The organism is Bradyrhizobium sp. Leo114 (assembly GCF_055229415.2).
This window is the reverse complement of sequence record NZ_JBUYEN020000001.1, coordinates 318,879-330,515: the sequence shown is the minus strand read 5'-3', so window position 1 is coordinate 330,515 and position 11,637 is coordinate 318,879. Positions and strand designations below refer to the sequence as shown.

The following is an 11,637-nucleotide window of genomic DNA, read 5'->3' as shown; positions in this document are numbered from 1 at the left end:
AATGTTCGTTCCGTCTGCCGTTTCGATGCTCAACTCGCTGAAGATCGATTATGCGACCTTCGAAAACGGGGGACGGGTTGAAATACCTGCCAGACTTTTCAAGCTGTTGCTTCAGATTGCGTTGGCGTCAGCTGACTTCGACGAGGATGGCTATTTGAGAGAGAACCCGGATGTAGCGAAGGCGCTCGGCAGTGGTGAGATTGAGAGCGCTCACATGCATTTTATTGGATTTGGCTATTTTGAGGGACGGCAGGGCGGCGGTCCCGAAGTTGACGAGGACTGGTATACGCAGAAATATCCAGACGTCGCCGCTGCCATTCGCGAAGGAAAGATCAAGTCAGCCAAGCAGCATTTTCATTTGATTGGCGGTGCGGAAGGACGAAGTCCGAACCTCGATCAGGAGGAGAATGCAGCACAGTGGAAGAAAGCGCTGCGATCCTGACAAGGCGTCGCAAACGCTTTTCCGAAGTGTGGCGGCCCTGGATTGTCACACATCTGTAATGTCGCCGGGTTGTCAATTTGCATGAAATCACTCCGACTCAATGCCCGATATAACTCGGCCTCCTTGCAGGCTCTCGCTGTGTGCGTTCTTTCGGTGGTGTTGATGAGTTGGCCGGCGTTGGCCGGAGACGACGTCCTGATCGGCGCTCTTCGCTGGGATAACTGGACCTCGAAGAGTCCCGAGGTGAAGGTCCTAGCGCAACCGGAGTGGAAGGATCGCGTTCCCTTTTTTGCGCGCTATGACGAGCAGGGGCACCTGACCATCTCGGGTGACATGGACAATGTTCTGACGGCTGAGGTGGCTTATGCCTACTCAGCGGGGATCGACTATTTTGTATTTGGCTTTTATCCAGAGACGGGGTCGTGGGGGCGAAACGTAACTGATTCGTTGGCGCTCAATCGCGCACTCGCAACTTACCTTCGCCTGAAGGATCGGAAGGGCATACGTTTCGCCGTCTCGCTCAATCAAAGCTTTCCGGAACAGGACGTCGCCGACATATCCGAGAGCATCGCGGCGTTCGTCGCCGACAAAGGCTACGTTCGTACTGCAAATGGCAGCGCTCCCTTGTTCGTCTTTACGCAGAATCCGAAGGGATGGGGAGCGGTCTATGGGAGCGATGAAGCCGCGAGGCGGGTCGTTCAGCAGATAAAAAAGCGTGTATACGAGAAGTCGGGAGTAAATCTGCTCTTCATTCTTGAATACCCGGATCCCGCGGTTGCAGCCGAGCAGGCGCGCAAAACCGGCATGGATATGGCTAGTGCCTATTCGACTTTCTCGCCACCTCGGCCGGGGGAACATGTGTTTTCGGATTGCGTTGCCAACAACTCGAACTATTGGGGGCGTGCGAGCAATGCGGGATTTCCGTTCGTGCCCAATGTTACGCTTGGATGGGACCCGCGGCCGCGGGACTCGGTTAGAGTTCGTGAGGGCAAGGAGCCGCAGGTCAAATCCTGGTGCGATCCACCTCGAGACAACAATCTGAAACAACTGCTTCAGTCGGCTTTCCATGCAGTCGCAAGTCAACCCGGCCCTTTGCCATTCCGGAGTGTTCTCGTCTATGCTTGGAATGAATTCACTGAGGGCGGGTGGCTTGCTCCAACCTGGAATGGCGGAACGGCGAAGCTCGACGAGTTCCGCAAGGCGACCGGCCGGAATCGGACGATCGATCGCGTAACGATCACTTGGCCCGACGCAGCCAAGAGCGATCGATGTCCTGTGAGAACCGGGGAGCGAGATCGAAAGGAAGTCCTGCAACAATGCTCTCGCAACGTCGAGGTGAGTGAGATGCCGCGATGGCCATGTCCACCAGGGATGCGTTCGTCGGAAGACCGCGTTCGGGCGCCGACCGGTCTTGAGGCGCTTTACTGGTCCGGACTTTGGATCGAGCGGACGTGTATCGGCGGTTGATGTGCACCGTGACGATCAGTGACAGTCTGAAATTGCACCTTCGTTCATTACGTCACGAGTTGGTTGACGGTCCTCTTGGGAGTTATAGGTGAGCTCGCCTCTCAGAAAATGGCACGAACAGATACAATCCAATGCGGCTTCGATCGCGGAGCGCAAGTCGGATTTCAAGATCCTTTTAAAGACAAAAAATGACCGCTGGCTTTTGAAGGAATGGATCGAGCACCATGCACCTATATGCGGCATGGATTCGCTGATCATTTTCGATAACGATTCCAGCGATGAGCACGTGCTTGAAATCTACGAAAGCAGTCATCCTGACTTGCTCATCTACAACTTCTCGGGTCACCACAACAATCTGCACTTTGTTGACAAGAATCCGGAGTTGTATCGGGCTCTGGCGGAGTCCTGTCGCTTCTTCATCTTTCTCGATACCGATGAGTTCCTGCACTGGATAGATGGCAGTGGCCACTACGATACCAATATAGCCGATCGTCTCTCCAGGCAGCTCGGAGAGGCGGAAGGAGATTTCCTTTGTGGCACCTGGCTCCCGAACGTCGCCTGGGATGCAACCAGATATTGGATCGGCGAAGACAACAAGATCCTGCTTGACGGCGTGAAGTGGGGGAAGCCGCTACTCAAGGCATCGTCGCTGAGAAACGCATTCATCAACCATAACATTCAGGCGCGCGAATGCGGTCTCTTGCCGGCGCGGTGCGGCTCGCTCGTGGTGCAACATCGCAACCGCGTTCACCGTGAGCAGAGATTGATGTCGAATATCAACAAGCTCCGGCAGCGCCGCGTGATCGTCGAGCTCGATGAAAGTGTCGAGCGCATACACGACCGAATTTCGCAAGCAACGGATCCGAACATCGTTCTCTATTTGAGGGAAATACTCGAATTGAGAAATGCGGACGGGGCTGGCAAGAGCTACGTGCGCGGGTTTGTCAAGTTCGGTCCGGATGGCCGGCTGGAATTTCCCGGCAGCAGCGAAAAGGAGATGCTTCTCTCGTTTGTTAACTCACCGGCGGACATCATCGCGCTTGGCCTGGCACAGCACTCATCCTCCTGATCGCTGGTTGGCTGGGAAACTTCTGTATGTTATATATGTTATATGTCTGACCGGACGGGAGGAACTTAACGTCGCAGCAGCGCCACGGACTGGTTGAATTCGACGTCCGGCGTCCATGAGCTGCTCGGCACCGTGTCATTCAGTGAACCAGTAGAGAAAAACAATGTCCGATAGATCGAGCCTGGACGTTTCCGCTGAGAAAATAGGTCACGCCTGGAAGGAGAGTGCCTACTACGACGATGCAGAGCGTTGGACCAAGACGATTTTTTGGAATCCTGAGACGATTTTTTCGAAGCTGTTTTCTCGTCTCGATCTTACTACGGTGATTGAACTGGCTTGCGGTCGCGGTCGGCATGCGGAGCAAATCGCGTCTCAATGCGGTTCGCTGCTCGTTGTCGACATACATGAAGAGAATATCGAGTTTTGCAAGAGCCGATTGGCGCATCATCGGAATGTCTCTTATCTCAAGAACAATGGCTACGAGTTTAGCGGCGTTCCGAATAATTCGATGACTGCGATCTATTGCTATGACGCAATGGTGCATTTTAGCCCTGATCTCGTTGAGAACTATCTCAAGGAAACGGCACGTGTTCTTGCGCCAGGGGGGATGGCTCTCTATCACCACTCCAACTACGACGCACCGAACACCACCAGCTATGGGGCAAATCCCCACGCGCGTAACCATATGACGTTTGATCTGTTTTCGGAGTATGCGCGCAACGCCGGCCTTTTGATCGAGGAGAGCCACCCCATCAAATGGGCGCGGCTCGACGATTTGGACCGGGTGACCCTGCTAAGGCTTAGAGCGCTTTCGAGCGAAGTTGATACCGGGTCGCGCGAGGCGTCTGAACAGAAGTCCAGAGCTTCGGCTCTGATTCAATCAGAACCGAACATGCTGTAGGGCGAGCCGGTCACTGCGGGTCGAGGCGATGCCTCTGGAGTAGCTGCTGGGCTCGTTCGCTGTCGAGTTGAAGCGGCCTTTGAAAGACCGACATGTTGTTCGCTCGGGCGACTTCCCGAGCGATCTGCCTGACTACATGGTATTGGGGTCGACTGGCAAAATCGTGTATCGCGATGAACGTCCCTGGCGGCGAGTGAAGAAGGCATTGCGTAAAGCAAGCGACCCGGAATCGGCCATCGATGAAGTAGAGGTCAGCGTTGCGACTTTCGGGCCTTTGCCAGATGCTCTCGTGATACTGGGGCCATGAGCTCTCTCGTTCCCGGTCTGCCGGAAACCCCCACTCTCGAAGCTTGCCGATGTCGATGTAAACCAAATCAGGTTTTGTAGGGCAATCCTTCGTTGCATTGGCGACGTTGGCAAGCCACTCCTGAGATGAGTCAATCGAAATGACCCACTCTTTTCTCATCTGGGAAGCCAGCCACGTGCTGCCACCTGATCCAAACTCCAGATACCGGTCGGACAGATTCAGAAAGCTCTTGAACAGGCTCTGTTCGTGACTATCCATCGCAAGTTGCATTGTATGTCCCGTTGCTCCATGCGAGCCCGATCAATAGGATCGCTGGAATGGAGTTCTACGATTCAGTGTGCTGTTGCCGACAGGCTCAACCCGACCCGCTTGGCTTGATATCCCCGTTCCAAAATCCCGCGCCACCACGGTTGCTGGTCGATGTACCAGTGCACGGTCTTGGCGATGCCGCTCTCGAAATTCTCTTCCGCGCGCCAGCCGAGATCACGTTCCAGCTTGGAAGCATCGATGGCATAGCGGCGGTCGTGGCCGGGGCGATCGGCGACGAAGGTGATCAGGTCACGGCGGGCACCTTGTGCGCGCGGTGCGATCTCGTCGAGGAGATCGCAGATGGTTTCGACCACATGCAGGTTGCTGCGCTCGTTGCGGCCGCCGACATTGTAGGTCTCGCCGACCGCGCCGTGCTCGAGCACCAGCGTCAGCGCCTTCGCGTGGTCCTCGACATAGAGCCAGTCGCGGATGTTCTTTCCGTCGCCATAGACCGGCAGGGGCTCGCCGGCCAAGCCTTTGATGATCATGTGCGGAATCAGCTTTTCCGGGAAGTGATAGGGGCCGTAATTGTTCGAGCAGTTGGTGATCAGTGTCGGCAAATCGTAGGTCTCGCGCCAGGCGCGCACCAGATGGTCGGAGGAGGCTTTACTCGCGGAGTAGGGCGAGTTTGGCGAATAGGCCGTCGTCTCCGTGAAGAAGCCCTCATCGCCGAGCGAGCCGAACACCTCGTCAGTCGAGATGTGGAGGAAGCGGAAGCCCGCACGCTTCTCGGGCGAGAGCGTGCGCCAATGGCGCAGCGCTTCCTGCAGGATGGTGAAGGTGCCGACGATGTTGGTCTGGATGAATTCGCCGGGGCCGTCGATCGAGCGGTCGACATGGCTCTCGGCGGCGAGGTTCATCACCGCGTCGGGCTGGTATTTCTCGAACAGGCGGCGGAGCCCCGCGCCATCGCAAATGCATTGCTTCTCGAAGGCGTGGTTCAGGTTCTCTTTCGCTGCCGGCAGCGAGTCGAGATTGGCAGCATAGGTGAGCTTGTCGATGTTGACCACGCGGGCGTGACTGTCTCGCAGGAGATGACGCACCACGGCTGAACCAATGAAGCCGGCGCCGCCGGTGACAAAAATAGTCGAGCCCTTAAAGCGCATGATCTATCGCCTCCATGCAGTGGAATCAGCCCTGATACGAGCGGGCAACGGACTTCAGATACTCGCCGTAGCTGCTTTTCGCGGTCTTCTCGGCGACCTTCTCGAACGCTTGAAGCGAGATATAGCCCTGGCGCAGCGCGATCTCTTCGGGGCAGGCGATGCGCAAACCCTGGCGTTGCTCAAGGATCTGGACGAAATGGCTCGCCTCGACTAGGGAGGAATGCGTGCCGGTATCGAGCCAGGCAAAGCCGCGGCCGAGCACCTCGACATAGAGATCACCGCGCTCGAGATAGGCGTTATTGACGTCGGTGATCTCGATCTCGCCGCGGGCCGACGGCTTGATCCGAGCCGCGATCTCGACGACGTCGTTGTCATAAAAGTATAGCCCAGTGACGGCTACGTTCGACTTTGGCTGTTTCGGCTTCTCTTCGATCGAGAGCGCGAGGCCGGTGTGATCGAGTTCGACGACCCCATATTGCTCGGGCGTATTGACGACATAGCCGAACACGGTCGCGCCCTGGTTGCGGGACGAAGCGGCAGACAGCATCTCCGGCAATCCGTGCCCGTAGAAAATGTTATCGCCTAACACAAGCGCGACCGAGTCCGAGCCTATGAAGTCGCGGCCTACGATGAATGCATCCGCAAGCCCACGGGGCGTCTCCTGCGTGGCATAGGCGAAGCGCAAGCCGATCTCGCCGCCGTCACCGAGCAGCCGCTGAAACAGCGGCTTGTCTTGCGGCGTCGAAATGATCAAAATGTCCCGAATTCCGCCTAGCATCAGCGTCGACAGCGGATAATAGATCATCGGCTTGTCGAAGACCGGCAGAAGCTGCTTTGATACGACCGTCGTCACTGGGTAAAGGCGCGAGCCCGTCCCGCCGGCGAGGATAATGCCCTTCATAGCCCCTCACGTTTTGCTATCACAAAACATAACATATAATGTGAAGTGCACAAGGTTGTTATCAATGCAGTGATAGCATCGTGAGCCAGCAATTTCGAAGTGTTGTAAAATGAATGTCATCCAGACCGAGCTTCCCGAAGTCCTCATCATCGAACCCAAGCTGTTCGGCGATCAGCGCGGCTTTTTCGTCGAAACTTATCAGTCCTTCCGGTACGCCGAGCACGGGATCGCGCGGCCTTTCGTGCAGGACAACATGTCACGCTCGAGCTTTGGCGTGCTGCGCGGGCTGCATCTGCAGAATCCGGTTACGCAGGGCAAACTAGTCACCGCGCTACGCGGCAAGGTGCTGGATGTCGCCGTCGACGTGCGGGTCGGCAGCCCGAATTTTGGACGCCATGTTGCCGTCGAATTGAGCGAAGAGAACAGGCGACAACTCTGGGTCCCCCGTGGCTTCGCGCACGGCTTTGTCGTTCTCTCCGAAACCGCCGACTTTTTCTACAAATGCGACGATCTTTACAGTCCCAAGGATGAGGTCTCGATCCGCTGGGACGATCCTGCGATCGGCATCAACTGGGGCGTCGAAAAGCCGTCTTTGTCGGCCAAGGACGCCGTGGCACCGCCGTTAGCCGACGTGGAAAACCTTCCAGTCTATGGGCAAATCTGATGCGGATATTGTTGACGGGCACCAATGGCCAGGTGGGCGGCGCATTGCTGCCGCTGCTGGCGAAGCATGGCACGACCATCGCGCCGCCCCGCGCGGAGTTTGACCTATCTAAGCCTGAGACGCTCGCTGAGAGGCTCGACAGTTTCCGACCAGATCTCATCATCAACCCTGCCGCCTATACCGCGGTGGATCGCGCCGAAGACGAACGCGAACTCGCCTTCCTCGTCAACGCCAAGGCGCCGGAGATGATCGCGAAATGGGCGGCACAGCATCGCGTGCCGCTGGTGCATTTCTCCACCGACTATGTCTTCGACGGCTCTGGCGACAAGCCGTGGCGCGAGGACAGTCCCACGAACCCGCTCTCAGTCTATGGCGCCAGCAAGCTGGCCGGCGACGCGGCGATCCAGTCGGCCGGCGGGCCGCATCTGATCGCGCGCACGTCCTGGGTCTATGCCGCCCGGGGAGCCAACTTCCTGCGCACGATCGCGCGGCTGGCCGGCGAGCGCAAAGAGCTGCGCATCGTCGCCGACCAGATTGGCGCCCCGACACCGGCAAGCGCGATTGCCGACGCGATCGCCGGCATCGTGCTGCCAAATCTATCGGACTTGAACGGGCTGCTTGTGCGCAACAGTGGTGTGGTTAACCTTGTCTGCACCGGCGAGACCAGTTGGCATGGCTTCGCGAGTGCCATCGTCGCCGGCCTGAAGTCGCGCGGTGTGGAGCTCGCCGTGGAGACCATCGTTCCGATCGCGACCGCCGATTTCCCGACCAAGGCCAAGCGGCCCGGCAATTCTCGGCTCGATCTGTCGCGCCTGAAAGATCAGTTCGGAGTGACCACGCCGGCCTGGCAGGATGCCTTGACAGCGGAGCTCGAGGAGTTCGCGGTCATGCTACAAGCACCGGCGAGCCGCTGACGACTGATTTACCCTCGCCGGCGGAGGGCCTTCTGTGCGAAGGCCGATCGGCTCCAGTGCAGTTCGGTCGACTTGTAGCGGACCGGGCAGTGGATTCCGACCGAGCGCTGCAGCTCTCCGAGGTTCATCACCTGCGTTCTTCGGAGTAGGCCGACCGGCCGCTGCGCCGCCCACTCTTGAGCAAACGCACGAGTCAACAGTCCGGGACCGGTCGATAGCCAGATGAGGTCGCGATCACCGCGGCGTATAGCCGCCGCAGCAAGCTCCAGCGCCCGAGCCAGCACCGGATGCTCCGGCGTTGCCGCGATGAAGTTGTTGCCGATGGAACCGTAATTTTCCTGATGAACAACCAGCGTCGCATCGGGCCGAATGAAGCTGTCGACCGGCATCAGGCAACGATCGTCCGCGTCGGCATAGATTCCGCCACGAGCAACCAGGAATGCCAGACGAAAGATGTCCGCCTTTTGTGCAGGGAATGGCGCGCGGAAATAGGCGTCCACGATCTCGCGTCCGTAATGTTCGTTCAGGAACGCAACCGCCTTCTGGTCGTCAAAACATGTCCACTGATACGTCGGATGAAGCTCTTGCCATGACTTCATTAGGTCGCGGACATCCTCCGGGGGCGTAACATCCCAGAACTGCGCGATCGTAGAGGGAATGGTACGTTTCAGCGAGCTTTGGACAGTTGTTTCCTGCTGAAACTGGCCGGTCTGGCGCAGCGCGATCGCGGCGATGATCGCTGCGGGCGTATAGTCCGGGTGTTGCCTGATCAATTCCCTCAACGGTTCGAATTGCGAATCGGGCGGACGAAGGCGGATGCGGCGCAGCGTCGCCAGAGCCTCACTATCGAGCAGAAATTCATCGAGCAGCTGGCCGACATGGTTCTGCGATGGGCTGAGCGACTGGCCGCGCAGCAACAATGACGATTGGCTGACTTGGATGAAGGCGCCGAGCGCGGCACGGGCGACATCGACGTCGAGATTCATGAGGGCGGCGCGGGCGAGCTCGAAGTGCGACCAGGCATCTCCGGAATTCAAACGGATCGACTGCTGGTAAAGCGAAATCGCCTCTTCGTAGCGGAACTGCGCCTCGGCAAGCTGTCCGCCGAGCAGGGCCACGCGGGCCTCAGCGACCGTGTCCGATGCGGGCGCCTGTTGCAGGAGACGCGCGGCAGCGTCGTACTGGCCGGTCATCGTTGCAATCTGCACTTTGTGGGACCATAACCAGAAATTCGGCCGCGGTGCTTCGGCGAGCGCGTCATCGAGCACTTCCTGGGCCCTCGTCCAGTCGCGCATATGCCTGAGAAACTCAACCTCGACGCCCGCAATTTCAGGGTGAGGACCAAGGCACTCGCGCGCCGCCGTCACGACCTGAAACGCCCCATTGCGCTCGCCAAGCTCAAAGCAGACGCGCGCTTCCCCCAGCCGAGCCCAGACGCTTGTCGGATGCGACTTGCCAGCCCGCCGATACAGCGCAAGCGCCGTATCGGCATCGTCACTCTGCAAGGCGATGTCGGCCAGAGCAAGCAGCGCGTCGAGGTGATCGACTTCGATATCCAATGCCTTTTCCAGCCATTGCCTGGCCACATTCGGGCGGCCAAGGGCACGCTCTTCGGCGGCAGCTTCGACCATCGCCTGCGCACTGTTTGGGTCAAGCCTCAGCAACTCCGAAAAGGCGGCAAGAGCCTCAGATCGGCGTTCCTGGCGACGCAGCAGTTGCCCGCGCTGCAGCAATGCCCGGGCATCGGCCCGACTGACGGCGAGGACTTTATCGAGCAGCATTTCGGCGTCTTCAAACCGCCCGACGTCGCGAAGCTCGATTGCGATGTCGGTCAGGCGAGATATATTCGTCGGATCCGCCTTCGAAGCTCGGCGGAAAAACGCCAAAGCCTGCTCGCGATCGCCCTGACGCCGACGGATATTGCCCAGCGCGGCGAGACCGTCGGCATGCTCCGGCTGTCTGGAGATGAGTTCTAGCAAAAGTTCGGCGGCTTCTTCGAGGCGGTATCCAGCCTCCAAAAGGTGCGCCAGCGCGATACGCGCACCGTGATTGCCAGGCTCCCGGCGAAGAGCTTGACGTAAAGCTTCTTCCGCCTCGCCGGCGCGCCCAAGGCGGCGGAGGGCATAGCTCAGACCGACCAACGCGGCCGCGTTGCCTGGTGATCGATCGAGCGCGCCGCGAAACCGCTGCTCGGCCTCGGCTGGTCGACCAAGACGGAGCAGAGTATGTCCCGCTTCGATCAAGCCGTTTGGGTGGGAGGGATCATCGCGGGCGGCTTCGTCGAACGCCTCCAGTGCCTGCTCGACCTTGCCGGAAGCGCGCATGGCATAACCGAGGCCAAGATGAGCTTCGCGGCTTCGGGGCCACTCGCGCAGAACCTCTCTGAATTCGTCGATGGCATCGCCGAAGCGTTTCAAGTTCTGAAGGCAGTGACAAACCTCGAGGCGAATATGGAAGGCCTTTGGGCTGACTTCCTTCGCGCGAGCAAACAGCACGAGCGCATTTTCATGGCCGCCGCGCTGCCGTTCGACGAGACCGAGCGCGTGCAAAGCTCCGACATTGGTTGGTTCGATCTCAAGAATTTTCTCGAAGCAGACCTGGGCAGCTTCAAGAGAATTTGCCTTGCGATGCGTCCACCCGAGAGCATTCAGCGCGCTGATATTGAGAGGCGCCTCCTGCAGAACCTTTTCAAGGACGTCCCGCGCCTCGTCGATGAGGTCGGTTTCACGAAGAAGATGCCCAAGCTCGATTCTGAAGCCGAGATTGGCGGAATCGAGTTCCGCAAGCTTTCGGAAAGTGTCGAGTGCTTCGACTGCCGCGCCAGTTTGCCGCAACAAACGCGCAAGCGTCAACAGATGGGCAGTGTTATTGGGGTCTTGCGCGACTATATCACGCAGCGCGGTGACGGCCTCCTCGTTGCGGTCGAGATCGCGCAGCATGTGTGCAACTTCAATATGTGGTCTGATGTCTCTCGGATTGGCGCGGGCTGCAGCCTGGAATGCTGCGAGCGCATCCTCGTTCCTGCCCAAGGATTTCAGTGCATAGCCTAGTCCTTCGTTGGCACCGGCATGACCAGGCTCAAGTTGCAGGACTCGCTGGAACGATTGTGCGGCACCTTCGAACTCCCGCAGATGTCGCAGGGTATGACCGAGGCCGATCAAGGCCGGCTTGTTATCTGGATCCAGCGCGAGCGAGCGCTCGAACATGGAGCGTGCCTGAGGGATCTGTGCCAGATGCAGGTGATCATAGCCGCTTTCAACGGTTGCAATGACGTTGGAAGGGTCGCTCTCCGTCGCCCTGAGGAATGCGGCGAGTGAAGCTGTGCGATCGCCCGTCGCTCGAATTCGCCGGCCTTGCTCGATAAGCATTTTTGCCGGCTGTCCGTCATTCATGCTGGGTGTGACTCCAGCGTTTGAATTGGACAGATCGAGCGCATCAGCCAAGCGAAACGGTCTTCAAGATCGAACATGACAGAAAAGCGACAGATAATCAGCTAAACGACGGGTGCATGCCTACGATCGGGCGGCTAAAACAACAACGACCGTTTGTTAAAAGCA

At 58.4% G+C, this 11,637-nt stretch carries 10 protein-coding genes; 6 read left to right on the top strand and 4 right to left on the bottom strand.

What is annotated here, in order from left to right:
* Position 1 precedes the first annotated feature (1 nt).
* The 4 genes from ACZIRK_RS01495 (at position 2) to ACZIRK_RS01480 (ending at position 3,879) form a co-directional block, all read left to right on the top strand.
* On the top strand, positions 2–442 hold the full coding sequence (locus tag ACZIRK_RS01495) for a hypothetical protein (protein ID WP_130225301.1): 441 nt from the start codon (positions 2–4) through the stop codon (positions 440–442).
* A 162-nt stretch (positions 443–604) separates the two neighbouring features.
* On the top strand, positions 605–1,909 hold the full coding sequence (locus ACZIRK_RS01490) for a glycoside hydrolase family 71/99 protein (RefSeq protein ID WP_130225300.1): 1,305 nt from the start codon (positions 605–607) through the stop codon (positions 1,907–1,909).
* A gap of 88 nt (positions 1,910–1,997) precedes the next feature.
* Positions 1,998–2,978: a glycosyltransferase family 2 protein gene (locus ACZIRK_RS01485; RefSeq protein WP_463326808.1), complete on the top strand. Its 981-nt coding sequence runs from the start codon at positions 1,998–2,000 to the stop codon at positions 2,976–2,978.
* 163 nt (positions 2,979–3,141) lie between these two features.
* Positions 3,142–3,879 (top strand): class I SAM-dependent methyltransferase, encoded by a 738-nt coding sequence (locus ACZIRK_RS01480; protein ID WP_028166697.1) that lies wholly within the window; start codon positions 3,142–3,144, stop codon positions 3,877–3,879.
* Positions 3,880–3,889: 10 nt separating this feature from the next.
* Here the strand turns inward: ACZIRK_RS01480 and ACZIRK_RS01475 are convergent, their stop codons facing one another.
* The 3 genes from ACZIRK_RS01475 to rfbA form a co-directional block, all read right to left on the bottom strand.
* Positions 3,890–4,456 carry a hypothetical protein gene (locus tag ACZIRK_RS01475; protein ID WP_245474660.1) on the bottom strand — a complete coding sequence of 189 codons (567 nt, stop codon included), beginning with the start codon at positions 4,454–4,456 and terminating at the stop codon, positions 3,890–3,892.
* Positions 4,457–4,518: 62 nt separating this feature from the next.
* Entirely contained in the window at positions 4,519–5,601 is a 1,083-nt protein-coding gene (gene rfbB, locus ACZIRK_RS01470) for a dTDP-glucose 4,6-dehydratase (RefSeq protein WP_463326807.1), read from the bottom strand.
* A gap of 25 nt (positions 5,602–5,626) precedes the next feature.
* The gene (gene rfbA, locus ACZIRK_RS01465) at positions 5,627–6,502 is read right to left on the bottom strand and encodes a glucose-1-phosphate thymidylyltransferase RfbA (RefSeq protein WP_208820576.1); all 876 of its coding nucleotides are present in this window, start codon (positions 6,500–6,502) and stop codon (positions 5,627–5,629) included.
* 109 nt (positions 6,503–6,611) lie between these two features.
* Here rfbA and rfbC point away from each other — a divergent pair, with 109 nt between their 5' ends.
* A complete protein-coding gene (rfbC, locus tag ACZIRK_RS01460; protein WP_463326806.1) occupies positions 6,612–7,166 on the top strand; it encodes a dTDP-4-dehydrorhamnose 3,5-epimerase in 555 nt (184 codons plus the stop codon).
* Entirely contained in the window at positions 7,166–8,080 is a 915-nt protein-coding gene (gene rfbD / locus ACZIRK_RS01455) for a dTDP-4-dehydrorhamnose reductase (RefSeq protein WP_463326805.1), read from the top strand. Before rfbC ends, rfbD begins: the two co-directional genes overlap by 1 nt.
* Positions 8,081–8,088: 8 nt before the next feature.
* On the opposite strand, the gene ACZIRK_RS01450 is transcribed toward rfbD, so the two are convergent.
* Positions 8,089–11,472 (bottom strand): tetratricopeptide repeat protein, encoded by a 3,384-nt coding sequence (locus ACZIRK_RS01450; protein WP_463326804.1) that lies wholly within the window; start codon positions 11,470–11,472, stop codon positions 8,089–8,091.
* Positions 11,473–11,637: the final 165 nt, after the last annotated feature.

What these genes read in the sequence shown, in the direction of transcription:
- ACZIRK_RS01490 (WP_130225300.1), top strand. Translation starts at nt 605, where the DNA reads ATGAGTTGGCCGGCGTTGGCCGGAGACGACGTCCTGATCGGCGCTCTT.
- rfbC (WP_463326806.1), top strand. Translation starts at nt 6,612, where the DNA reads ATGAATGTCATCCAGACCGAGCTTCCCGAAGTCCTCATCATCGAACCC.
- rfbD (WP_463326805.1), top strand. Translation starts at nt 7,166, where the DNA reads ATGCGGATATTGTTGACGGGCACCAATGGCCAGGTGGGCGGCGCATTG.
- rfbA (WP_208820576.1), bottom strand. Translation starts at nt 6,502, where the DNA reads ATGAAGGGCATTATCCTCGCCGGCGGGACGGGCTCGCGCCTTTACCCA.
- ACZIRK_RS01495 (WP_130225301.1), top strand. Translation starts at nt 2, where the DNA reads ATGTTCGTTCCGTCTGCCGTTTCGATGCTCAACTCGCTGAAGATCGAT.
- ACZIRK_RS01450 (WP_463326804.1), bottom strand. Translation starts at nt 11,472, where the DNA reads ATGAATGACGGACAGCCGGCAAAAATGCTTATCGAGCAAGGCCGGCGA.
- ACZIRK_RS01480 (WP_028166697.1), top strand. Translation starts at nt 3,142, where the DNA reads ATGTCCGATAGATCGAGCCTGGACGTTTCCGCTGAGAAAATAGGTCAC.
- rfbB (WP_463326807.1), bottom strand. Translation starts at nt 5,601, where the DNA reads ATGCGCTTTAAGGGCTCGACTATTTTTGTCACCGGCGGCGCCGGCTTC.
- ACZIRK_RS01475 (WP_245474660.1), bottom strand. Translation starts at nt 4,456, where the DNA reads ATGCAACTTGCGATGGATAGTCACGAACAGAGCCTGTTCAAGAGCTTT.